The sequence below is a fragment of the Caballeronia sp. GACF4 genome (genome assembly GCF_023631025.1).
GTDB lineage: Bacteria > Pseudomonadota > Gammaproteobacteria > Burkholderiales > Burkholderiaceae > Caballeronia.
Genome location: NZ_JALQDW010000002.1, coordinates 26,070 through 49,292, shown reverse-complemented (window position 1 = coordinate 49,292; position 23,223 = coordinate 26,070). Strand labels below are relative to the sequence as shown.

General features: G+C 63.5%; 21 protein-coding genes. 12 read left to right on the top strand and 9 right to left on the bottom strand.

What is annotated here, in order from left to right; genetic code table 11:
- The 4 genes from NCR40_RS00290 (at nt 1) to NCR40_RS00275 (ending at nt 2,738) form a co-directional block, all read left to right on the top strand.
- Nucleotides 1–1,245 (top strand): AGE family epimerase/isomerase, encoded by a 1,245-nt coding sequence (locus tag NCR40_RS00290; RefSeq protein WP_250508456.1) that lies wholly within the window; start codon nt 1–3, stop codon nt 1,243–1,245.
- A 5-nt stretch (nt 1,246–1,250) separates the two neighbouring features.
- A complete protein-coding gene (locus NCR40_RS00285; RefSeq protein ID WP_244826765.1) occupies nt 1,251–2,168 on the top strand; it encodes a carbohydrate kinase family protein in 918 nt (305 codons plus the stop codon).
- Between the two features lie 63 nt (nt 2,169–2,231).
- Nucleotides 2,232–2,453, top strand: coding sequence for a hypothetical protein (locus NCR40_RS00280; RefSeq protein ID WP_244828154.1), 222 nt, complete (start codon nt 2,232–2,234; stop codon nt 2,451–2,453).
- 42 nt (nt 2,454–2,495) lie between these two features.
- Nucleotides 2,496–2,738 carry a hypothetical protein gene (locus NCR40_RS00275; RefSeq protein ID WP_250508455.1) on the top strand — a complete coding sequence of 81 codons (243 nt, stop codon included), beginning with the start codon at nt 2,496–2,498 and terminating at the stop codon, nt 2,736–2,738.
- A 6-nt stretch (nt 2,739–2,744) separates the two neighbouring features.
- On the opposite strand, the gene NCR40_RS00270 is transcribed toward NCR40_RS00275, so the two are convergent.
- On the bottom strand, nt 2,745–3,392 hold the full coding sequence (locus NCR40_RS00270) for a glutathione S-transferase family protein (RefSeq protein ID WP_250462620.1): 648 nt from the start codon (nt 3,390–3,392) through the stop codon (nt 2,745–2,747).
- Nucleotides 3,393–3,626: 234 nt separating this feature from the next.
- Here NCR40_RS00270 and NCR40_RS00265 point away from each other — a divergent pair, with 234 nt between their 5' ends.
- Nucleotides 3,627–7,202 carry an indolepyruvate ferredoxin oxidoreductase family protein gene (locus tag NCR40_RS00265; protein ID WP_250508454.1) on the top strand — a complete coding sequence of 1,192 codons (3,576 nt, stop codon included), beginning with the start codon at nt 3,627–3,629 and terminating at the stop codon, nt 7,200–7,202.
- 24 nt (nt 7,203–7,226) lie between these two features.
- Here the strand turns inward: NCR40_RS00265 and NCR40_RS00260 are convergent, their stop codons facing one another.
- Nucleotides 7,227–8,546 (bottom strand): sensor domain-containing phosphodiesterase, encoded by a 1,320-nt coding sequence (locus NCR40_RS00260; protein ID WP_250508453.1) that lies wholly within the window; start codon nt 8,544–8,546, stop codon nt 7,227–7,229.
- Nucleotides 8,547–8,910: 364 nt separating this feature from the next.
- Between NCR40_RS00260 and NCR40_RS00255 the strand changes: the two genes are divergently transcribed.
- Nucleotides 8,911–10,575 carry a Na+/H+ antiporter gene (locus NCR40_RS00255; RefSeq protein WP_244828152.1) on the top strand — a complete coding sequence of 555 codons (1,665 nt, stop codon included), beginning with the start codon at nt 8,911–8,913 and terminating at the stop codon, nt 10,573–10,575.
- Between the two features lie 55 nt (nt 10,576–10,630).
- Here NCR40_RS00255 and NCR40_RS00250 read toward each other — a convergent pair whose 3' ends face one another.
- From NCR40_RS00250 to NCR40_RS00230, 5 genes are all read right to left on the bottom strand, one after another.
- A complete protein-coding gene (locus NCR40_RS00250; protein WP_250508452.1) occupies nt 10,631–11,932 on the bottom strand; it encodes a solute carrier family 23 protein in 1,302 nt (433 codons plus the stop codon).
- Between the two features lie 293 nt (nt 11,933–12,225).
- A complete protein-coding gene (locus NCR40_RS00245; protein WP_250508451.1) occupies nt 12,226–13,785 on the bottom strand; it encodes a methyl-accepting chemotaxis protein in 1,560 nt (519 codons plus the stop codon).
- 483 nt (nt 13,786–14,268) lie between these two features.
- Nucleotides 14,269–14,811 (bottom strand): response regulator transcription factor, encoded by a 543-nt coding sequence (locus tag NCR40_RS00240; RefSeq protein WP_244826758.1) that lies wholly within the window; start codon nt 14,809–14,811, stop codon nt 14,269–14,271.
- 32 nt (nt 14,812–14,843) lie between these two features.
- Nucleotides 14,844–16,136 (bottom strand): ATP-binding protein, encoded by a 1,293-nt coding sequence (locus tag NCR40_RS00235; protein ID WP_250508450.1) that lies wholly within the window; start codon nt 16,134–16,136, stop codon nt 14,844–14,846.
- Nucleotides 16,137–16,226: 90 nt separating this feature from the next.
- Nucleotides 16,227–16,430 carry a cysteine-rich CWC family protein gene (locus NCR40_RS00230; protein ID WP_350029287.1) on the bottom strand — a complete coding sequence of 68 codons (204 nt, stop codon included), beginning with the start codon at nt 16,428–16,430 and terminating at the stop codon, nt 16,227–16,229.
- A gap of 148 nt (nt 16,431–16,578) precedes the next feature.
- Here NCR40_RS00230 and argB point away from each other — a divergent pair, with 148 nt between their 5' ends.
- Together argB and NCR40_RS00220 are read left to right on the top strand one after the other, a co-directional pair.
- The gene (gene argB / locus NCR40_RS00225) at nt 16,579–17,478 is read left to right on the top strand and encodes an acetylglutamate kinase (protein ID WP_244826756.1); all 900 of its coding nucleotides are present in this window, start codon (nt 16,579–16,581) and stop codon (nt 17,476–17,478) included.
- A 76-nt stretch (nt 17,479–17,554) separates the two neighbouring features.
- Nucleotides 17,555–18,325: a pyrimidine 5'-nucleotidase gene (locus tag NCR40_RS00220; RefSeq protein WP_250508449.1), complete on the top strand. Its 771-nt coding sequence runs from the start codon at nt 17,555–17,557 to the stop codon at nt 18,323–18,325.
- Here NCR40_RS00220 and NCR40_RS00215 read toward each other — a convergent pair.
- Nucleotides 18,315–18,635, bottom strand: coding sequence for a type II toxin-antitoxin system RelE/ParE family toxin (locus NCR40_RS00215; protein ID WP_244826754.1), 321 nt, complete (start codon nt 18,633–18,635; stop codon nt 18,315–18,317). The genes NCR40_RS00220 and NCR40_RS00215 overlap by 11 nt on opposite strands.
- Nucleotides 18,632–18,913, bottom strand: a complete 282-nt coding sequence (locus NCR40_RS00210; RefSeq protein ID WP_244826753.1) for a type II toxin-antitoxin system Phd/YefM family antitoxin — start codon at nt 18,911–18,913, stop codon at nt 18,632–18,634. Before NCR40_RS00210 ends, NCR40_RS00215 begins: the two co-directional genes overlap by 4 nt.
- A 293-nt stretch (nt 18,914–19,206) precedes the next feature.
- Between NCR40_RS00210 and metX the strand changes: the two genes are divergently transcribed.
- From metX to NCR40_RS00190, 4 genes are read left to right on the top strand one after another with little or no spacing between them, the layout of a single operon-like run.
- Nucleotides 19,207–20,352 (top strand): homoserine O-succinyltransferase MetX, encoded by a 1,146-nt coding sequence (gene metX / locus NCR40_RS00205; RefSeq protein ID WP_250508448.1) that lies wholly within the window; start codon nt 19,207–19,209, stop codon nt 20,350–20,352.
- Nucleotides 20,349–20,957 (top strand): methionine biosynthesis protein MetW, encoded by a 609-nt coding sequence (gene metW / locus NCR40_RS00200; RefSeq protein ID WP_250462600.1) that lies wholly within the window; start codon nt 20,349–20,351, stop codon nt 20,955–20,957. Before metX ends, metW begins: the two co-directional genes overlap by 4 nt.
- 59 nt (nt 20,958–21,016) lie before the next feature.
- Entirely contained in the window at nt 21,017–22,303 is a 1,287-nt protein-coding gene (locus NCR40_RS00195) for an AmpG family muropeptide MFS transporter (protein WP_250491655.1), read from the top strand.
- Complete coding sequence (locus tag NCR40_RS00190; RefSeq protein WP_350029282.1) at nt 22,285–23,223, top strand: M48 family metallopeptidase; 939 nt, start codon at nt 22,285–22,287, stop codon at nt 23,221–23,223. Before NCR40_RS00195 ends, NCR40_RS00190 begins: the two co-directional genes overlap by 19 nt.

Below are 23,223 nucleotides of genomic sequence, written 5' to 3'. Positions count from 1 at the left end.
ATGAACCTGACCGCATCCCCCGTGGAAACCGCGCCGCAAGCGAGCGTCGATTTCCGCAGCCGCGACTTCCTGCTCTCGCACGTGCACGACACGCTCGCGTTCTACGCGCCCACCGCGCGCGACGAGTCAGGCGGCTTTTTCCACTTCTTCAAGGACGACGGCCGCGTCTACGACCGCACCACGCGCCATCTCGTCAGCAGCACGCGCTTCGTCTTCAATTACGCGATGGCTTATCGCCATTTCGGCGATCCGTCGTATCAGGATTGGGCGCGCCACGCGTTCCAATTCCTGCGCGACGCCCACTGGGACGCGAAGCACGAAGGCTACGACTGGGAAATCGAATGGCGCGACGGCCAGGCGAACACGCTCGACGGCACGCGTCATTGCTATGGCCATGCGTTCGTGCTGCTTGCTTGCGCGCACGCAGCCATGGCGGGCATCGACGAGGCGAAGCCGTTCATCGACGAGACTTTCGCGCTGATGGAGCGCCGCTTCTGGGACGCCGAAGCCGGTCTCTACGCCGACGAAGCCACGCCCGACTGGCAGTTGTCCGACTATCGCGGGCAGAACGCCAACATGCACGCGACCGAGGCGCTGCTCGCCGCGTATGAAGCCACCGGCCACGTGATTTATCTGGATCGCGCGGAGAAGATCGCGGGCAACATCACGCTGCGGCAGGCGAAGCTTTCGCACGGCCTCGTCTGGGAACACTTCAAGCGCGACTGGTCGGTGGACTGGCATTACAACGAATCCGACAGCTCGAACATTTTTCGTCCGTGGGGTTTTCAGCCGGGGCATCAGACCGAATGGGCGAAGCTGCTGCTGATCCTGGAGCGGCATCGCGCGCTGCCGTGGCTTGCGCCGCGCGCCATCGAATTGTTCGATGCAGGCTTCTGCCGCGCCTGGGACGATCGTCATGGCGGCCTCTATTACGGCTTCGGCCCCGACGACACCATCTGCGATCACGACAAGTACTTCTGGGTGCAGGCCGAAAGCTTCGCGGCGGCGGCGCTGCTCGGCGCGCGCACGGGCCGCGAGCGCTTCTGGGACAGCTACGACGAACTCTGGCGCTATAGCTGGGAACACTTCGTCGATCACGAATACGGCGCGTGGTATCGCATCCTCACGTGCGACAACCGCAAGTACGGCGATGAGAAAAGTCCTGCCGGCAAGACCGACTATCACACCATGGGCGCGTGCTACGAAGTGCTGAACGCGCTCGGGTCCCATTCGACACAACGGTGACGCGCATGGCAACCGAGAAGACATCCGAGACCTTTCCGCAATTCGTTTCCGCAGGCGACATCCTCACGGACATGATCCGCACCGACGTGTCGAGCTGGCTTTCGCGTCCGGGCGGCGCGGGCTGGAACGTGGCGCGCGCGGTTGCGCGTCTCGGGTTGCCGACGGCGGCGGCCGGGTCGCTCGGCACCGATAATTTCTCCGACGATCTCTGGGACGCAAGCGTCGCCGCCGGCCTCGACATGCGTTTCCTGCAGCGCGTGGAACGTCCGCCGCTGCTCGCCATCGTCCACAAGACGCAGCCGCCCACTTACTACTTCATGGGCGAGAACGGCGCGGACCTCGCGTTCGATCCGTCGAAGCTGCCGCAAGGCTGGATGGAGCGCGTGAAGTGGGCGCATTTCGGCTGCATCAGCCTCGTGCGTCAACCGCTCGGCAACACGCTCGCCGCGCTCGCCGCGCAACTGCGTCAGCACGGCGTGAAGATCAGCTTCGATCCGAACTATCGCAACTTGATGGAGCACGGCTACGAGCCGACGCTGCGCAAGATGGCCGCCCTCGCCGATCTCATCAAGGTCTCCGACGAAGACCTGCACATGCTGTTCAAGGGCTTGTCCGAAGCGGACGCGCTCGCGCAAATCCGCGCGATGAACCCGCAAGCCACCGTGCTCGTCACGCGCGGTTCGGACGAAGCCACGCTTTATGCGGATGGCCAGGAATATCGCGCGCGGCCGCCGAGCGTCGAAGTGGCGGATACGGTCGGCGCCGGCGATGCGTCCATCGGCGGCTTGCTCTATAGCCTGATGGCGCGTCACGGCCAATGGCCCGATCACCTGAAGTTCGCGCTGGCGGCAGGCGCGGCGGCATGCCGGCATTCGGGCGGGCATTCGCCATCGCTCGAAGAAGTGGAGGAGCTGCTCCGGTAGCACGGCGTCATACGCGTTCCATGACCGCGTGCTAGCATGATTTCGTCCTTGCCGGAGGCGCTCATGGAAGACACGACGTACACGAAAGGCATCTATACCGCGACGATCGGCGTGCGCGCCATCGACGGGGACAAGTATCAGGGTCTCGTCTCACTCGAACGCGACGACGGCGAAGACACCGAGCCGACACTCTACGAAGTGGAAGCCGCATCGGAAAACGAGCACGAAGCGCTGGAAGAAGCGCGCGCGCTTGCGCATCGAATTCTCGGGGAAATCGAACTGTAGGAGCAGCGGCGCGCCGCTGCTTATCCTGATCGGGAGGGCATCATGCCGGAGCAGGTCTTCCTCTATGGCGTCTACGCAATCCACGTCAAGCCGCTCGAGTTGCAAGGCGCGCGGTGGGATGCGGAGTACGAAATCCGTCATAACGACAAACCCGTGCAAGCGTGGTCCACGGTCGGCGGCGACGGCCTTGCCGATTCCGCCGCCGCGGTCGAGCTTGCGCATCAACGCGCGGTAGCGGATATCGAAGCCGGTGCGGGAATTCCTAAGCCGCGCACCTTTCCCTAATCACATTCAATGCGCGGGCGGCGTGATCGCGCCGGTATGCGGCCGTAACGCGAGCCGCTCCGCTTCCCGATGATCGATCGCCGCCGCGCGTTCATGACCATCGCGCGCCACCGCCCGTTCGACATAATCGAAGAGCACGCCCTGCGGCGCGATCAGCTTCGCCATGAACGCAATCTGCAGCGTGCTCGCCGCGAGGATGTCGGCGGCGCTGAACTGTTCGCCGAGCAGCCACGGGCCTTCTTCGAGCGCGCCTTCGATGGCGCGCTCCACGCGCGCCAGATCGCCCCATCCGAAGCTCACCGTGTTTCCTTGTGCGCCGGTCATGCGTTCGGCCATCGCGGGTTCGAGACATGAACCGGTGAAGAACATCCACTGCAGAAAGCGGCCGCGCAACGGGTCGTGCGGCGAAGCGCCGAGCTTCGTTTCCGGATAGCGATCCGCGAGATACAGCAGCAGCGCGCCCGACTCCGCCACCTTGACGTCGCCGTCTTCCAGCGCGGGCAGTTTCGACATCGGATTGACGCGGCAGAACGCGGGCTCGTTCTGTACGCCCGCGCGGATGTTCACGAACTCGAGGTCGTAAGGCACGCGCATTTCCTCGAGCATCCACAGCGCGCGAAAAGCGCGGGTCTTCGGCCAGTAATAGAGCTTCATCGGCATCCTTCTTGGGGCGATCGTCGGGCGTTCAGGTTAGACCCAAAGCATGCGCGATCCCGCTTCGGGTATACGTGAGCACACCGGCAATCGAGAAGATTCCGCTCGGTTATCTCGAAATTAATCCAATTACTTTCCGAGAGAGCGCGATAGTCGGGAAGTGCGCAAAAACTTTCCGCCTTCGACAGCGAAAAATGGAGACCTGCCCCGCGTACCTAAAAGAACGGAGACTCCATGAACGCGCGTGTTCCCGCTGACTCATTCGCCTCGCACTCTAAAGAACCGGCATTGTCGGGCTATCGACTGACCGACAACCTGAGCGCCACGAGCGGCCGCATCTTCCTCACCGGCACGCAGGCGCTCGTGCGGCTCGTCCTGATGCAGCGCGAACTCGACCGCGCGGCGAATCTCAACACGGCCGGTTTCGTGAGCGGCTATCGAGGCTCGCCGCTTGGCATGGTCGATCAGCAATTGTGGAAGGCGAAGAAACTGCTCGCGTCGCACGACGTGCGCTTTCTGCCCGCGATCAACGAGGAACTCGGCGGCACGGCGGTGCTCGGCACGCAGCGCGTTGAATCGGACCCGGAGCGCACCGTCGATGGCGTCTTCGCGATGTGGTACGGCAAAGGCCCTGGCGTGGACCGCGCGGGCGATGCGCTCAAGCACGGCAACGCCTACGGTTCTTCGCCGCATGGAGGCGTGCTCGTCGTCGCCGGCGACGATCACGGCTGCGTGTCTTCGTCGATGCCGCATCAGAGCGATCAGGCGATGATCGCGTGGCACATGCCGGTGGTGAATCCGTCGAACGTGGCCGACATGCTGGAGTTCGGTCTCTACGGCTGGGCGCTGTCGCGCTTTTCGGGCGCGTGGGTCGGCTTCAAGGCGATTTCGGAGACGGTCGAATCCGGCTCGACCGTCGATCTGGACGGCATCCGCCGTGACTGGCCAGCGCCGCAAGACTTCACGCCGCCGCCGGGCGGATTGCACAACCGCTGGCCCGATCTGCCAAGTCTCACCATCGAATCGCGCCTCGCCGCGAAGATAGAAGCGGCGCGGCACTTCGCGCGCGAAAACAGCATCGACAAATGGATTGCGCCGAGCCCGCGCGCCAACGTGGGAATCGTGACGTGCGGCAAGGCGCATCTCGATCTCATGGAAACGCTGCGCCGCCTCGATCTCACCATCGCCGATCTGGATGCGGCGGGCGTGCGCATCTACAAGGTCGGGCTCTCGTATCCGCTCGAAACGACGCGGCTCGAATCGTTCGTCGAAGGGCTCGCGGAAGTGCTCGTGATCGAGGAGAAAGGGCCGGTCATCGAGCAGCAGATCAAGGACCATCTCTACAACCGCGCGCAAGGTGCGCGTCCCGTCGTGATTGGCAAGACGGCGCAAGATGGCGCGCCGCTTCTGTCCGCGCTCGGCGAGTTGCGGCCCTCGCGCGTGCTGCCGGTGTTCGCGCAATGGCTCGCGCGTCACAAGCCCGCGCTCGATCGCCGCGACAAAGTGGTGGATCTCGTCGCGCCGCAAATTCTGTCCAATATCGCCGATGCCGTGAAGCGCACGCCCTACTTCTGCTCGGGCTGTCCGCACAACACGTCGACGAAGGTGCCCGAAGGGTCGGTGGCGCAGGCGGGCATCGGCTGTCACTTCATGGCTTCGTGGATGGAGCGCGACACGACCGGTCTCATTCAGATGGGTGGCGAAGGCGTCGATTGGGCTTCGCATTCCATGTTCACGAAAACGCCGCACGTGTTTCAGAACCTGGGCGACGGCACCTATTTCCACTCGGGCATTCTCGCGATTCGTCAAGCCGTGGCCGCGAAGGCGAACATCACGTACAAGATTCTCTATAACGACGCCGTCGCGATGACCGGCGGCCAGCCCGTCGATGGCAGCATTTCCGTGCCGCAAATCGCGCGGCAAGTGGAAGCCGAAGGCATTGCGCTGCTCGTCGTGGTCAGCGACGAGCCCGAAAAGTACGACGGCCACGAAGATCAGTTTCCGCGCGGCACGACGTTTCATCATCGCGACGAACTCGATGCCGTGCAGCGCCGTCTGCGCGACACGCCGGGCGTCACCGTGCTCATCTACGACCAGACCTGCGCCGCCGAAAAGCGCCGCCGCCGCAAGAAAGGCGAATTTCCCGATCCAGACAAGCGGCTCTTCATCAACGAAGCGGTGTGCGAAGGTTGCGGCGACTGCGGCGTGAAGTCGAACTGTCTATCGGTCGAACCGGTGGAAACGGAGTTGGGAAGAAAGCGCCGCATCGATCAGTCGTCGTGCAACAAGGACTATTCGTGCGTGAATGGCTTCTGCCCGAGCTTCGTCACGCTCGAAGGCGCGAAGCTCAAGAAGGCGGAAGGCCACGCGTTCGATCCAGCCGAACTCGCGCGAAAGGTCGATTCCCTGCCCTTGCCGCAAGCGCACCTCGACGCTGCGCCCTATGACATCCTGGTCACGGGCGTAGGCGGCACGGGCGTGGTCACCGTGGGCGCGCTCATCAGCATGGCGGCGCATCTGGAAGGCAAGAGCGCGTCGGTGCTCGACTTCATGGGCTTCGCGCAGAAAGGCGGCTCGGTGCTGTCGTTCGTGCGCTTCGCCGCGACCGATGCGCTTCTGAACCAGGTGCGCATCGACACGCAACAGGCCGACTTGCTGCTCGCTTGCGACATGGTGGTGGGCGCGAGTCCCGAAGCCTTGCAAACGGTGCGGCACGACAGAACGAAGATCGTCGTGAACACGCACGCTATCGCCAACGCGAGCTTCGTGCAGAACCCCGAGGCGAATCTTCACGCGGATGCGCTCATCGACAAGATGCGGCACGCAGCCGGGCCCCATGCCGCCGACGCGCTCCGAAGCTGCGATGCACAGGCGCTCGCCACGCGCTTTCTCGGCGACACCATCGGCGCGAACATTCTGATACTGGGCTTCGCGTGGCAGTTGGGGCTCGTGCCGTTGTCGCACGCGGCGCTCATGCGCGCGCTCGAACTGAACAACGTTGCGGTGGCCGCGAACAAGCTGGCCTTCGCCATCGGACGGCTCGCGGCGGCGGATGCGAGCGCGCTGGAAGCGCTGGCGGCATCGAAGGAAAACAAGCGTGTCGCGATGGCGGACATGCCCTTGCGCGAGCTGATCCGCGACCGCGAGGAACGGCTTCTCGCGTATGGCGGCCCGAAGTATGTCGCGCGTTATCGCACGCTCGTCGAGGCCGCATCGGGCGATGACGTCCTCACGCGCGCCGTTGCGGTCACGTTCTACAAGCTGCTCGCGGTAAAGGACGAGTACGAAGTCGCGCGCCTCTACACGGACCCGGCGTTTCGCGCCGCGCTCGCCGCGCAGTTCGAAGGCGCGGCCGGCGACGACTACACCGTGAAGTTCAATCTCGCGCCGCCCGCCATGTCACGCGCGCCGAAAAAGAAGGTGTTCGGTCAATGGATGTGGTCCGTGCTCGGCGGCTTGTCAAGATTTCGCGCGCTGCGCGGCACGGTGCTCGATCCGTTCGGCAAGACGCTCGAACGGCGCATGGAGCGTCAACTCGCCAGCGATTACGAACTCACGATGCAACGCGCGCTCGCCAAACGCGATACGCACAACGCGCAAGACGTGTTGGCACTTGCCGCGCTCTTCGAACGTGTGCGCGGCTACGGTCACGTGAAGCTCGCCAGCCTCGCGATGGTCAAGCGCGGCGAACGCGATATCGCGGCGCGCATCGGCATTGAAGCGGCGACGGGCGACGCGGTGCGCGCGTCCATCGAAACGATGAAGGGCGCGTCGAGCCTGAAGGGAATTCCGGTCGTCGTGGCGAAATGATCGGGACGTGTGACGCCTCGGCTCTCAGGCGAGCTCGTCGTCCGAGATCCAGTCGATGTCGCCGCACAGCACGCAGCGCTTGCCGTCGAGCCGCGTCTCCACCGACAACGTGACGCAAGGCATCGCCTCGTTGATCGACAGATACGGCTTCGTCACGTGCACGCGCTCCGGCTCGCCGAGCGCCGCCCGAAAATACGGCCGGCGCAGCCAGTTCGCGCCTTGCGCGTCGATCAGCGGGAGAAATCGTGCTTCGTGCGCCGCGCGGTCGGCGCGCAGCACGACATTGCGGCCCGCCTGGCGACCGTTGGCGTCGAGCAGGAAGCAGCGGGCGGCGTTATCGAGCGCGAGGAAGTTCCAGCACACTTCGTCGAGCGGCTCGCCCGCCGCAAGCCGTTCCGCCGCGCGCTCGAAGGCACGCACGTAGGGTTGCAGACGCGTCGCCACGCGCCGTTCGCGCGCCTCGGTCTGCAGGCGGTAGCGCTCGGTGAGTTCGCCGATGACGGTTTTCGCGTGGTCGCCATCCGCGAGACCCGGATGCGGCCGCGCGAAGAAGAAGCCCTGCACGAAGTCCGCGCCGCTCGCAAGCGCCAATTGCGCCTCGTGTTCGGTCTCGACGCCTTCTATCAGCACGAGCTTGCCCGCTTCGTGCAGCAAGGACACGATGCCCGAGAGCACCGCTTCCATGTTCTGCCGCTGCTTGATCGTGCGCGACGACGAAGGCGCGTGCACGTTCTGCCCGGCGTGCGACAGCATCACGCGATCTAGCTTCACGATATCCGGATCGAGTTGCCAGATGCGTTCGATGTTCGTATGTCCCGCGCCGAAGTCGTCCAGCGCAATGAGAAAGCCCTGATCGCGGAACTGCTGCACGGCGAGCGCGAGCCGTTCCATGTCTTCGGCGCTCTGCTCCAGCACTTCGAGCACGACGCGGCGCGGCTCGATATGCAGCCGCTTGAGGTTGGCCATCAACGCGGCGGCGTGATACGGCTCGGTCAGCGCGCCGGGATGCACGTTGAGAAAGAGCCATTCGGTCTGCGCGCCCAGCATCTTGAAGTTTTCCAGATGCAGCGCCTGCGCCAGCCGGTCGATCAGCATGGCTTCGCCAATACGCGATGCCTGCCCGAAAACATCGACCGGAGGAACCGGACGATCGAGCGAGTCATGCGCGCGCAACAAGCCTTCGTAGCCGACCGCGCGCATATGCGAAAGGCTGAAGACCGGCTGGAAGACGCTCGAGAGCGTCAGGTCGCCATGTTCGACGGAATAGCGGTCGAAGCCCGAGGTCACGCCCAGTTCGAAGCTACGCGTGGTGACCGTCGCTTTTTCCGGATTCGCGATCACCATGTCCGTGCCCTCCCGCAAAACGCCGAATCTCTTGCCTGGCCAAGCCTGACCGGTCCCGCCCCGGCCCCGTCCAATACCGATTTCATAGAACAGCCCTCGTTGATCTGCCGGGAGTCTTGCGTCCCCCGTGGCTGACGATAAAGCAAGCTCCATGCGAGCAATGCATGTGGATTTGTCGGCGTTTTAGGTGGAATGTGCACCGCTATCAGGCGATTTCGCGTGCATGCGCACCACCGCGGTGCGAGCGTCGTATATCACCGTATATCAACCCTGACCGGCTCACGCGATAAACTTTCGCGTCGCCCGAACAATGCTAGACGGCATCAAGGGCTTTCGCCTCTTTGCGTCGTGCAGTACCGCACATATGGAAATCGTCTTCACCGTACTCATTCTTCTGATGGTGGTCGCGCTGTCCGGCTTCGGACTGAGCCTGCTTCCGGTCAAGCTGCCGCTGCCGCTGATCCAGATCGCCATCGGCGCGGTGCTGGCGTGGCACGGCTTCGGGCTTCACGTCACGTTCGATCCCGAACTCTTCATGCTGCTGTTCATTCCGCCGCTGCTTTTCGCGGATGGCTGGCGCATTCCGAAGCGCGAGCTCTACATGCAGCGCCGCGCGATCCTCATGCTCGCGCTCGGCCTCGTGTTCATCACGGTCGGGCTGCTCGGCTACTTCCTGCACGCGATGATTCCCGAGATGCCGCTGCCCGTCGCGTTTGCGCTCGCGGCCGTACTTTCGCCGACGGATGCCGTCGCGCTGACGGGCATTGCCGGGCGCAATCGCATTCCGCCGAACCTCATGCATATCCTCGAAGGCGAAGCGCTGATGAACGACGCGTCCGGCCTCGTCGCGCTGAAGTTCGCCATCGCGGCGGCGCTCACCGGCGTGTTCTCCCTGCGCGACGCGACCATCAGCTTCTTCATCATCGCGGCGGGCGGGCTCGCCATCGGCGCGGCGATCAGTTGGGCGATCACGGAGATACCCGCGCGCATCCTCAAGTTTTCCGAGGACGACGACCCCGCGGCGGGCGTCATTCTCACCGTGCTGATTCCGTTCGCCGCCTACGTGATCGCCGAGCGCGCGGGTTGCTCGGGCATTCTGGCGGCGGTATCGGCGGGGATGATGATGAACATCCAGAGCCTGCGCGACAGCATTCCGAGCGCGGTGCGTATCCGCATGACGAGCACCTGGGCGATGATCGAGTTCGTCTTCAACGGAATGGTGTTCATTCTGCTCGGCCTGCAGTTGCCGCACGTGATCGGGCAGGCGCTGATCGAAGCACATCACGATGGCGACGCTCAAGTGGGCCTTTTGATCGGCTATGTGCTTGCGACCGTCGTCGCGTTGTATGCGTTGCGCTTCGTGTGGGTGTATTGCCTGCGCTGGGTGGCGAGCCGCAACGCCGCGAAACAGGGCATTGGCGCGGCGCCCGGTTTTCGCACGCTCGCCATGACCACGATTGGCGGCGTGCGCGGCGCGGTCACACTCGCGGGCGTGCTCTCGCTGCCGGTCACGCTCGATAACGGCACGCCGCTCGCGGGTCGCGACGTGGCAATTTTCATCGCGTCGGCGGTGATCCTGGTGTCGCTCATCATCGCGGTCATCGGCTTGCCTATTCTCTTGCGCGGCACCGCGCGCATCGACAAGCCCTACGCGGCGGAGGAGCGCATGGCGCGGCGGCGCATCGCGCAGGCGGCGATACGCGCTATCGACGACACGCACGAGACGCTCATCGAGCAGATGGACGAAACGGCGGCGGCGCGCTGCACGGATTCATCCGCGCGTGTGATGGGCATTTACCGGCGCAGGCTGGAATCCCTCGGCGATGAGGAAGCGCCACGCGTGGCCGCGAAGAGAAGCGAAATGGTCGAGACACGGCTGCGCATGGCCGCGATGCGCGCCGAGCGGGCCGAGTTGTTCAGGTTGCGCGCCGCTCAGACGATCAACGACGAGACGTTGAACAAGCTCATCCGGGAGATCGATCTGGCGGAGACCGCGCTGGTGAATCGGAAGCGGGGGTTGTCGGCTTGAGAGCATGCTCTCTTGCCTGCGCGTGCGTTCCACCGGGCGCGCAGGCGCTTTGTCATCAGACCACGCCCGACCCACGCCGGCGCAGCAGCGCATACAGAATGATCGCGCCGAACGTCGCGGTGCCAATCCCGCCAAGCGCGAAACCGCCGAGTTTGAGCGTGAAGTCGCCCGCGCCGAGCACGAGCGTGACGGCCGCGACGATCAGATTGCGGTTATCCGAGAAGTCCACCTTGTTGACCACCCAGATGCGCGCGCCCGTCACCGCGATCAGCCCGAACACCACGATCGACACGCCGCCGAGCACCGGCCCCGGAATGGTTTGAATGACCGCGCCGAACTTCGGCGAGAAGCCGAGCACGATGGCGAACAATGCCGCGATGGCGAACACGAGCGTCGAATAAATCTTCGTGACGGCCATCACGCCGATGTTCTCCGCATAAGTCGTCACGCCCGTGCCGCCCGCGAAACCGGAGACGATGGTCGCCAGTCCGTCGCCGATGAACGCGCGTCCGATGTAACGGTCGAGACTCTGTCCCGTCATCGCGCCGACCGCCTTGATGTGGCCGAGGTTCTCGGCGACGAGAATGATCGCGATGGGCGCGAGCAGGGTCATCGCCCGCGGTTCGAACACGGGCGCGGTGAAGTGCGGCATGCCGAACCACGCGGCGTTCGCGACGATCGAGAAGTCGATCGGTTTGCCCATGCTCATGCCATTGGTCAGCACCGCGTAGATGATGTAGGCAATCGCCAGCCCGATCAGAATCAACAGGCGCTGCGCCATGCCGCGCGCGAACACGGCCACGCCGCCCACGCAAAGCACGGTGACAAGCGCCATCCACGAATCGAAGTTGCTGGCGCTCACGCCTTTCACGGCGATAGGCGCGAGATTCAGTCCGATCACGCAGACGATCGCACCGGTGACGACGGGCGGCATCAGCGCTTCGATCCACTTCGTGCCGACCGCCGTGACGATTGCACCGATGATCGCGTAAGCCACGCCGCACGCCACGATGCCGCCGAGCGCAACGGGAATGTTCATGTTCGGGCCGTGGCCGCTGTAGCCCGTCACCGCGATGACGAGCCCGATGAACGCGAAGCTCGAACCGAGATAGCTAGGCACGCGTCCGCCGACCAGCACGAAGAAAAGCAGCGTGCCGATGCCCGACATGAAGATGCACAGATTGGGATCGAAGCCCATGAGAAGCGGCGCGAGCACGGTCGAGCCGAACATGGCGACGACGTGCTGAATGCCCATGGCGAACATCTGCGGCCAGGGCAGGCGCTCATCGGGGCCGACGACGCGGCCGCCTTGCGCATCCGGCTGGACGGGCCAGCGCGGGAAATAGGGATTGGACATGGGAAACAACTCCTTCTCGACATTGACGCCGTTTCGTGCGGCGCGGGTGTTCTGGAAACTGGCGCGAGTTTACGGAGTGGGATGCAAGGTGGCAAGCGAGGTGATATTACGGGAGGCTTGCGGTGATGAGCGCTTCGTACACATCGTTGCGAAAGGCGCATTGGCGCCGAGATTCATGCGCGGCCTGCTCGAACGCGACCGCACGATGAGCACCGAAACGCTAGCGCGTCCGCTGCTTGCCGTCGGCGAGATTCGACGCTGGCCGCCATCGCAAGCGGCCAGCGCGAACCGAATTACCCGCGCCCGTCCAGTTCGAACACCGCGACCGCGCCCTTCAGTTGCTCGGCCTGATCGGCCATCGCGCCCGCAGCGGCCGCCGCTTGCTCGACCAACGCCGCGTTCTGCTGCGTCACCTGGTCCATTTGCGCCACCGCGCGATTCACCTGTTCGATGCCCGCGCTCTGCTCGTGCGAGGCCGCCGAAATCTGCGCCATGATGTCCGTCACGCGCTGCACGGCTTCCGTCACTTCGGCCATGGTCGAACCCGCGCGCTCGGCGATCGCCGCGCCGCTGTCCACCCGCGCCGTCGACGCTTCGATCAGTTCCTTGATCTCCTTCGCCGACATCGCGCTGCGTTGCGCAAGCGAACGCACTTCACCGGCGACGACCGCGAAACCGCGTCCTTCCTCGCCCGCGCGCGCCGCTTCGACAGCAGCATTCAGCGCCAGGATATTGGTCTGAAACGCGATGCCTTCGATCACCGCGATGATGTCCGTCATTCGCTTCGAGCCCGCCGCGAGTTCGCGCATGTTGTCCACCACTTCGCCGACGAGTTCGCTGCCGCGCGTCGAGACATCCGATGCGCCGCGCGCCAGGCCGCTGGCTTCATCGGCGTTGCTGGCGTTCTGACGCACGGTCGCGGTGAGCTGCTCCATGCTCGACGCGGTTTCTTCCAGCGACGCCGCCTGCTCTTCCGTGCGTTGCGACAAGTCGGTGTTGCCTTGTGCGATTTCACGCGATGCGAACAGAATCGATTCGCTCGAATGCCGGATGCCGCCGACGATCTCCGCCAGCTTCACGCTCATGTTGCCGAGGCTGTGAAGCATGCTGCTGTCGTCGCCCGGACGCGTTTGCACGCGCGCCGTGAGATCGCCTTCCGCGATACGGTTCGCAATTTGCGCCGCATAGCCCGGCTCGCCGCCGAGCTGCGCCGACAGCCGCCTGCCGATCAAGACCGCGAGCAAGCCGCCGGCCGCCATCGCGCCGAGCACGAGTGCGAGCATCACGACGCGCATCGTCTGGTACTCGGACGCCGCGTTGTTGCGTGCGCCGGTTGCGCGCTCACGCTTGAAGTCGGCGAGACGTTCGAGCGATGCGCGCGCTTTCTCGCTGGCATCGATCGCACGGGCGATGAGACCCATCTGATCGACGTCCGTCGGCATGGGTTTCGTGCCGATCTGCATATGCACGATGTCTTCCCATCCGGCGATAGCCTGCGCCGCCGAGTCGTAGAGCGCGCGGCCATCCGTCGTCGTCATCGTGGGGCGCAGGTTGTCGAGCGCCCGATGCATGCTTGCGAGCGAGGCGGTCATGCCCTCCTTGAGCTTCGCCTTGCCGGCATCGTCGGCGAAGGTGAGATTCGCGGCGGCAAGGTCGGTGTTCAGCTTGTGCTTGTTGGCTTCCTCGACCCAGTAAAGGCCGTCCATGTGTTTCGCGCCGATCTCGCCGATCAAGCTGTTCATCTTCGCCAGCGATACGACGCCGGTCACGCCCACGCATGCGGTAAATACAATCACCACCGCGAATGACAGCACGAGCTTGCCAAACACGGAAAGGCGGTCAAACCAGTTCATCGATGTCTCCTCTGTCGACCAGCGCTTCATCGACCGGCGTTCGAGCGTCGAGCTTCCGCGCCGGTCCGTCTGGTCCCACGCCCCGCAGACGACGCCCACGGACGGCGTGGTGCGAACTCAGGTTCGCGCACAGAGAGCTTTACGGCGCGGGTTGCGGCCTTCTTGAGATCGAATGCGGAGAATACGGCGGATGAGATGTGAGGCGAAAGGCGGACGAAAACTGGCGTTGTCGTGCAAGCGCTGGACGCTTGCGTTGCGCGTGCGCGCTCGCTGTCGTTCAGTGCTGCGCCGAGGATGCTCGCCGCCTTCAAGTTCCTGCTGAATCGCAGCTTTCTAGGAGTCTTCCTAGATTCGGAATAATCGTATATTTGGCCGCAACGAGTCGACGTATTCTTTCCCTGTGCGTATTCCCCTGTATATGCACGTAGTCGTTGTAACTCTCCGATTACCGCCCTCGTTCCCCCGGCTTGGGCGGTTCTTTTTTTATTGGCGCACGGGCTTCTTCGCCAGCTTCCGCTGCAACGTCCGCCGGTGCATGTTGAGCGCACGCGCCGTCGCCGAAATATTGCCGTTGTTCTCGGCCAGCGCCCGCTGAATGTGCTCCCACTCGAGCCGCGCCACGGAAAGCAAAGTCGGATTCTCAATCGCTTCTTCCGCCGTCTGCTCGCTCGCCTGTTCATGCAGCGCGGCAAGAATGGACTCGACGTTCGCGGGCTTCGCCAGATAATTGTCCGCGCCGTCCTTTACCGCCTGAACCGCCGTCGCAATGCTCGCGTAGCCCGTCAGCACGAGAATGCGCGCGTCCGGCTGCAAGTCGCGCAGCGGCGAGACAAGACGCAAACCGGAATCGTTGCCGAGGTGAAGATCGACCGTGATCTGGCCGAACTTGTGCTGATTGGCGAGCTTCAGCGCTTCGCTCGCGTCGTGCGCCTGATGCGCGGTGTAGCCGCGCCGAACCAGGCCGCGCGCGAGAATGCCCGAAAAAACCTCGTCGTCGTCGATGATCAGGAAATTCATGTCGCTCATGCTTCTTTCTCCAATGTTGGCCGGCGTCGTGCTCACGCCGCGCCGCTTGATTCGGTTCGTGCATCATCGGCGGGCGATGCGCCGATATTCGGCAGACGCAGGATCGCGCGCGTGCCGCGTGGCTGATCCGCCGCGAGTTCTATCGATCCCTGCAGGCGCGCCGCCGCCGCGAACGCAAGGTATAGCCCGACGCCGTGGCCGCCCTGCGTGCTGTCCACTGGCGCGGCGCCCAGGCTCGAACGCAGCGCGGGCGGAATGCCCGGCCCGCGATCGCAGATATCGAAGCGCACCATCTGCACGCCTTCCACCTTTTCAGCCGATGCCTGCAAGGTCACGAGCTCGCTGCTCGCGCGCGCCGCGTTGTCCAGCAAGATCGTGAGAATCTGACCGATGGCAACGGAATCGTCGATGGACATGGACTCCGGCGTCTTGCCCGCGTGCTCGAACTTCACTTGCGGATGCCGCAGCCGCCATTGCTCGATGAAGCTCGCGAGCCATTCGCGAAGCGGCTGGCGATTCGACGGCCCCGTCGCGCGGCTGCGCAAGCGCGCGAGCGCCGAGGTGCACAGCGCCATCTGCTGTTCGAGCAATTCGAAGTCGGCCGCATACGGCGCGAGGTTGCGGTCGTGCGCAGCGGAATCGCGCAATTCCTCGCTCAGCATTGCAATGGTGGACAGCGGCGTGCCCATTTCGTGCGCAACCGTGGCCGCCTGCACGCCAAGCGCAACGGCGCGTTCGTCGCGCAGATGGCGTTGCTGGGCGTCGGCGAGCGCAGCGTCACGCACGCGCAGCGCCCGCGACATGCGTGCGACGAACCAGCCGATCAGCCCGACGCTCACCATGAAGTTCACCCACAGACCCGTGCGGAAGTAGTCGAACAGATTCGATGGATTCTCTATGTTGAGCGGCACGTAGTTGTAGCTCAGGAGCGCATAACAAGAGACCGCGAAGAGCGCGAGCCACGCGGTCATGGTCCACGGCAGAATGGCCGCGGAAATGGCCAGCGACGGCAGATACAAGGTGACGAACGGATTGGTCGAGCCGCCCGAGAGAAACAGAAGCGCGGAGAGCGCGCCTAAGTCGACCCACATCTGGCCGAAGAGTTCGACATTGGTTTCCGGCTGAGCCCGCGCCACGCGCAGCCACGTCAGCCCGTTGAAGAACATTTCGAGCGCGACGACGAGGAGCATGGCCGGCAAGGGCAGCTTCGCGCTGTAGAAAATCTGCACGACGGCGATGGTCGTCAACTGGCCGATGATCGCCAGCGAGCGAAGCCAGAAGAGGTGACCGAGGTTGACCCGTCCGGTATTGGTTATGCGATGCATCGGGTGATTGAGTGCGTGCGGTCCATGCGACATTATCCCGCTTGCGCCTATAGTGAAACCGAACGTGGCGCGATTTGTCGCACCCTAATATCAGCGTGACGCTTGGCCTATTTCCGCTGCCAGGCATGCGCGGCACAGGCAAGTCGAGTCCGGCCGCAAGCGTTCGCGCGGCAGCGCGGGCAAGGTTGCGCACCAGCACGTCGCAGCGCCGGCGAGCGCGCCGCAATGAAACGCCGCGCCGCAGCGCGTGCACCGTTGCGTCGCGTCGGAGCCTGATTGAAGCGATACGTTCATCATCGTGTCATCGACATTGATAAGCGATGATCGCATGCCCGGCCGCCATGCCGGAAAACGAGACGGCGCGCGGGGAAAAACGACCTGTCGTGTAGCGTCACTCCTGTACAATCCGCGTGTTTAAACGCTCCTCGCCTCATTTGCCGCCATGTCCGAGCTACCTGACCTCACGCAGATCGCGCCTACGCTGAAAGCCGAAATTCTGGCCGAGGCGCTGCCTTATATCCGTCAGTATCACGGCAAGACGGTCGTGATCAAATACGGCGGCAACGCAATGACCGAAGAGCGCCTCAAGCAAGGCTTCGCGCGCGACGTGATCCTCTTGAAGCTCGTCGGCATCAATCCGGTGATCGTGCACGGCGGCGGTCCGCAGATCGACCAGGCGCTCAAGAAGATCGGCAAGCAGGGCACCTTCATTCAGGGCATGCGCGTCACCGACGAAGAGACCATGGAAGTGGTCGAATGGGTGCTCGGCGGCGAGGTACAGCAGGACATCGTCACGCTCATCAACCATTTCGGCGGTCAGGCGGTCGGCTTGACCGGCAAGGACGGCGGGCTCATCCACGCGCGCAAGCTGATGATGCCGGATCGCGATAATCCGGGCCAGTTCATCGATATCGGTCAGGTGGGTGAAGTGGAGTCCATCAACCCGGCGGTGGTGAAGGCGCTGCAGGACGACGCGTTCATTCCGGTCATCTCGCCTATCGGTTTCGGCGAAGACGGACTCTCCTACAACATCAACGCGGATCTGGTCGCGGGCAAGTTGGCGGTCGTCCTGAACGCCGAAAAGCTCGTGATGATGACCAACATTCCCGGCGTGATGGACAAGGAAGGCAATCTTCTCACCGACCTTTCCGCGCGCGAGATCGACGCCCTTTTCGCCGACGGCACCATCTCCGGCGGCATGTTGCCGAAAATTTCCTCCGCGCTGGATGCGGCGAAAAGCGGCGTGCGTTCGGTGCACATCATCGACGGGCGTATCGAGCATTCGGTGCTGCTCGAAATTCTGACCGAGCAGCCGTTCGGCACGATGATCCGCTCGCATTGAGCTTCGTCACTCTTCCTCCAACGCCCGCTGCGGTTTGCTCCGCGCGGGCGTTTTTATTTGCCGAACGTAATCGCGCATGAGTTCATCTCGCAGTGCTCGCCGCCGTCATGTCAAAACGCGCGGCCCAGTTTGGCTCTTCGATCTCGACAACACGCTGCATCACGCGTCGCACGAGATTTTTCCGGCGATCAATCGCGCGATGACGCAGTACATCATCGACCGGCTGGGCGTGGATATCGACGAAGCGAACCGGCTGCGCGTCGGCTACACGGTGCGATACGGCGCGACCTTGCTCGGACTCGTGCGGCATCACGGCATCGATCCCGCCGATTTCCTGCGCGAAGTCCATACCTTCCCCGATCTGCCGTCCATGCTGCGCGCCGAGCGCGGCCTGAAGCGCATCGTGCACGCGCTGCCGGGCCGCAAGATCGTGCTCACCAACGGACCGACGCTCTACGCGCGCTCGGTGCTCGCGGAACTGGGTATCGGCAAGCTGTTCGAGCGCGTGATCGCCATCGAGGACATGCGCGACGGCGAACGCTGGCGCGCCAAGCCCGATGCGCCCATGCTCCGTCGCGCGATGCGCCGCGCGCACGTGCATTTGAAAGACGCGATTCTGGTGGAAGACACGCGCGGGCATCTGAAGCGTTACCGGCGGCTCGGCATTCGCACGGTGTGGATCGTCGGCCATTTGCCGATGGCGCGCACGTCAAGCGGCGGCATTTCGCAGCGCTTGCCCGGCTCGGGCCGGCCGCATTACGTGGATCGCACCGTGCGTTCGTTGCGCGCGCTCACGCTCGGCATGCGCGGCGGCGGCTTTCGAGCGGCGAAAGCGACTACATCCTGAAGAGGCGCCGCGCGAGCATGTCTTCGAGGTCCGAGCGCTGATCGACGACGAGATGCACGTAGATGGTTTCGCCATCCACCTTGTAGATGACGCGGTTAGTGCCGCTCGCCACTTCGTAGTATCCCGTCATGCGGAAGTCGACCAGTTCGGGCGGCGTCGCGCCACGGCGCGGTGACGCTTCTATCTCGGCGATGGTGTCGGCCAGGCCGTCGCGCGTGGCCTTCCACGCCATCTTGCCGAACTTGTTGATGACGTAGCGTCTATAGTCGCGCAACTCCTGCTGCACCGGATCGAGAAAGACGGTTTTCACTTGACGCCTTCTTCCCTGTCGAGCCGTTCGAGTTCGCCGAAGAGGTCGATTGCGTCTATGCAATGCCCGGCCTCGATGTACTTCTGCCCCATCGCCAGAATCTTGAGCAAAGCCACGGTCTGATGCAGGTCTTCATAAGACTGCACGTCCTGCACGACCACCCGGCCTTCGCCGTTTTGCGTGATGAGCATGGGCTCGCGGCTCTCGACGACGTTGCGGATCATTTCGGCCGCGCGGCTCTTGAGATGGCTCAGCGGCCTCACACGACTCGGTTTCATTTCCGCTCCAGGGCCCACGCGCAGATTAGACAATATAGACACAAACTCGGGCCATATCCAGAACGCCCGGGCACCGCTATTGGCGGCTTTATTACGTTTTCCGCTATACTTCTTCGCTGAATCTGAATTCGAACACGCGCCGATTTGCTGACTCGATTGCGGGCGCGCGAACCTTCCCAAGCGGTATTGCCGGGAGGTTCAATACAAATGCGGCTAAAGAGGTCGTCAGCCGCGCCGTCAATCCACACGCGCATCGCCGACACCCGTTTAGCCGCTATTTCAAGGCGGAATGAATGGAATCAATCGGCATCGTCACTCCCCAAACCTTGCGCTTCACCGAGCCGCTCGTCATGCAAAGCGGCTCGACGCTCAACGACTACGAACTCGTCGTCGAAACCTACGGCGAACTCAACGCCGCGCGCTCGAACGCCGTGCTCGTTTGCCACGCGCTCAATGCGTCGCATCACGTGGCGGGCGTCTATGCCGACAACCCGAAAGACGTAGGCTGGTGGGACAACATGGTTGGTCCCGGCAAGCCGCTCGATACGAACCGCTTCTTCGTGATCGGCGTGAACAATCTCGGTTCGTGTTTCGGCTCGACCGGGCCGATGAGCATCGACCGTACAAGCGGTAAGCCCTACGGCAAGAGCTTTCCCGTCGTGACGGTGGAAGACTGGGTGCATGCGCAGGCGCGCGTGGCCGACCGCTTCGGCATCGAACGCTTCGCGGCGGTGATGGGCGGCAGTCTCGGCGGCATGCAGGCGCTTGCCTGGAGCACGATGTATCCGGAGCGGCTCGGGCATTGCATCGTGGTGGCATCGACGCCGAAGCTTTCGGCGCAGAACATCGCGTTCAACGAAACGGCGCGCTCGGCAATTCTCTCCGACCCCGACTTCCACGGCGGCGACTACTACGCACACGACGTGAAGCCGCGCCGCGGCTTGCGCGTGGCACGCATGATCGGCCATATCACCTATCTGTCGGATGACGACATGGCCGTGAAGTTCGGCCGCGCGCTGCGCCGTGCCGAAGGCGCGCTCGACGCGTACAACTTCAACTTCGACGTCGAGTTCGAAGTGGAGTCGTATTTGCGCTATCAGGCCGACAAGTTCGCTGAATACTTCGACGCCAACACGTACCTGCTCATCACGCGCGCGCTCGATTATTTCGATCCCGCCAAGGCCTTCGAAGGCGACCTGCGCCGCGCGCTCGCCAACACCACGGCGAAGTATCTGATCGCGAGCTTTACGACCGACTGGCGTTTCGCGCCCGCGCGTTCCCGCGAGATCGTCAAAGCGCTGCTCGACAACAAGCGCACCGTGAGCTACGCGGAGATCGACGCGCCGCACGGCCACGACGCCTTCCTGCTCGACGACGCGCGCTATCACAACTTGATGCGCGCCTATTACGAACGCATTGCCACGGAGATCGGCGCATGAACCAGCACACTCTCGATTCCCTCGCGCTGCGTTCGGACTTTCGCGCCATCGCGCGCTGGGTCGAACCGCGTTCCTCCGTGCTCGATCTCGGTTGTGGCGACGGTTCGCTGCTCTCGCTGCTCGGCGAAGAACTCGAAGTGCACGGTTACGGCATCGAAATCAACGACGCCGGCGTGCTCGCATGCGCGCAAAAAGGCGTGAACGTGATCCAGCAGAATCTCGAAGACGGCCTGCGTCTCTTCGAAGACGACAGCTTCGATTTCGCCGTGCTTTCGCAGACGCTGCAGACCATTCATCAGACCGCGGCGATCCTGCGTGAAACCGTTCGCGTGGGTCGCGAATGCATTGTCTCGTTCCCGAACTTCGGGTACTGGCAGCATCGGCTCTCGGTTATTCAAGGGCGCATGCCGGTTTCGAAATCGCTGCCGTATCAATGGCATAACACGCCGAACGTGCGCGTTTTGACCATCAAGGACTTCGAGGCGCTCGCGCCCGAAGTGGGCATCGAGATACTGGACCGCGTGGTGCTGCACGACGGGCAAACGGTCCGTTGGGGCGCGAACTGGCGTGGTAGTCTTGCGGTCTATCGCGTGAAGCGCCGTTGAGTTCGAATCGGCCCGTCACGCATCGAAACGCACCACCACGACGTATTACCCACATCGATATGCCCGAAACGCCACGCGAGGCGCCCGCTCTTACAGCTCACGAAGAAGATCCCGGCTTGCACGCGTTCCTCAACGCGCGCATCCTCATTTGCGTCTTTCTGGGCTTCACGTCCGGACTGCCGCTCTTCACGCTCTACAGCCTGTTGCAGGCGTGGCTCTCGACTGCGGGCGTCAACGTCAAGGAGATCGGCCTCTTCGCGCTGATCGGGCTTCCCTATACGTGGAAGTTCGTCTGGTCGCCGCTGATGGACCGCTTCATTCCGCGCTTTCCGGGCTGGCGTCCGGGCCGACGGCGCGGCTGGATGTTCGTCACGCAAGTGCTCGTGATGGTGGCCATCGGCTCCTTCGGGTTCTTTTCGCCCTCGCAGAACCTGTGGGCGGTTGCGGCCATCGCCGCGCTCGTCGCGTTCTTCAGCGCGAGTCAGGATATCGTCATCGATGCCTACCGCCGCGAGCTGCTCGCCGATACCGAGCAAGGTCTCGGCAACGCGGTTCATGTCAACGCGTACAAGGTGGCGGGGCTTGTGCCTGGCTCGCTTTCGCTGATTCTCACGAACGTTCTTCCGTGGAAGACCGTGTTTCTGATCACCGCCGCGTTCATGCTGCCTGGCCTCATCATGACGCTCGTGGTCAAGGAGCCGGCCATTCACGGCGCGCCACCCAAGACGTTGCGCGAGGCGATCGTCGAGCCGTTCCACGAGTTCATCACGCGCAATGGCTGGCAATCCGCGCTGCTGGTGCTGGGCTTCATCTTCCTCTACAAGCTCGGCGACACCATGGCGACCGCGCTTGCCACGAAGTTCTTCATCGACGTAGGCTTCACGCTCACGCAGATCGGCGTGATAGCGAAAGCGGTGGCGTTCTGGGCGAGCATCGCGGGCGGCTTGATCGGCGGTATCTGCCTCGTGAAGATCGGCATTGCGCGCGGACTCTGGGTCTTCGGCTTCTTGCAGATCATCGCGACGCTCGGCTTTGCGTGGCTCACGAAAATCGGGCCGTCGCCCGCCGCGCTCGCGGTGCTTTACGGCTTCGAAACGTTCGCGACGGGCCTCACGCTCGCCACATTCACGGCGTATATCGCGAGCACGACCGATCCGCGCTACACCGCGACTCAGTTCGCGCTCTTCACGAGCCTCGCCGCCGTGCCACGGACTTTCGCGGCGGCGGGCAGCGGCTTTATCGTGAGTGAAACAGGATGGTTTCCGTACTTCATGGTGTGCGTCGCGCTGTCCATACCCGGCATGCTACTGTTGCCGAAGATCGCGCCATGGAGAACGCCACGATGACGGTATCGATGCCGGCCCGGCCCACGCTTGGCGCGCTCATCTGCGCGCTCATGCTGGCGACGCTCGCGCCCATGTCCGCGCGCGCGCAGGACGAAGAGCGCGCGCCGCCTTACACGGCGCCGAACAGCCAGATCCGCTTCGGCAACTCGGCGTTGTTCCGCAATCTGATTCCGCCCGCGACGCTCGAACAGCAGGCAAGCGATGAATATGCGCAGATCATTCACGACGCCGAGCGCAGCAAGACACTGCTCGGCAATGACAACCCGCTCGTCAAGCGCGTGCGCGATATCGCCACTCACGAGATTCCGTTCGCGCTCAAGTGGAATGACCGCGCGAAGAACTGGAAGTGGGAAATCAACGTCATCAAGTCGCCCGAAGTGCGCATGTACTGTTTGCCGGGCGGCAAGATCGTGGTGTATAGCGGGCTCATCGACAAGCTGCATCTGAACGACAACGAGATCGGCATGATGATCGGCCATGAGATCGCGCACGCGCTGCGCGAACATGCGCGCGAACGGCTCGGGCGGCAGCAGGCGCAGCAGTTGTCGTCGGGTACCATGCCGCAGCTTTTCGGCTTTACCGATTACGGTTCGCAGCCGCTTGGCATCGGCGATCAGTTGCTGGCCATGAAATACGCCCCCGCCGACGAGACCGAAGCGGATGTCATCGGCAGCGAGATTGCTTCGCGCGCAGGTTACGATCCGCGCGCGGCCATCACCTTGTGGAACAAGATCGATACCGCCACGCGACGCTCCGACAACGGTTTCATCTGGATGCATCCGTATGGGCCGGAGCGCCGGCAGGACTTGCTCAAGCGCCTGCCGGACATGATGCCGCTGTATGCCAAAGCGGTGGGAAAGAGCATCGACCAGTTGCCGAATTACGGCGGGTTGGGGCGGTTTAAGAAGGGGGGGCGTTAA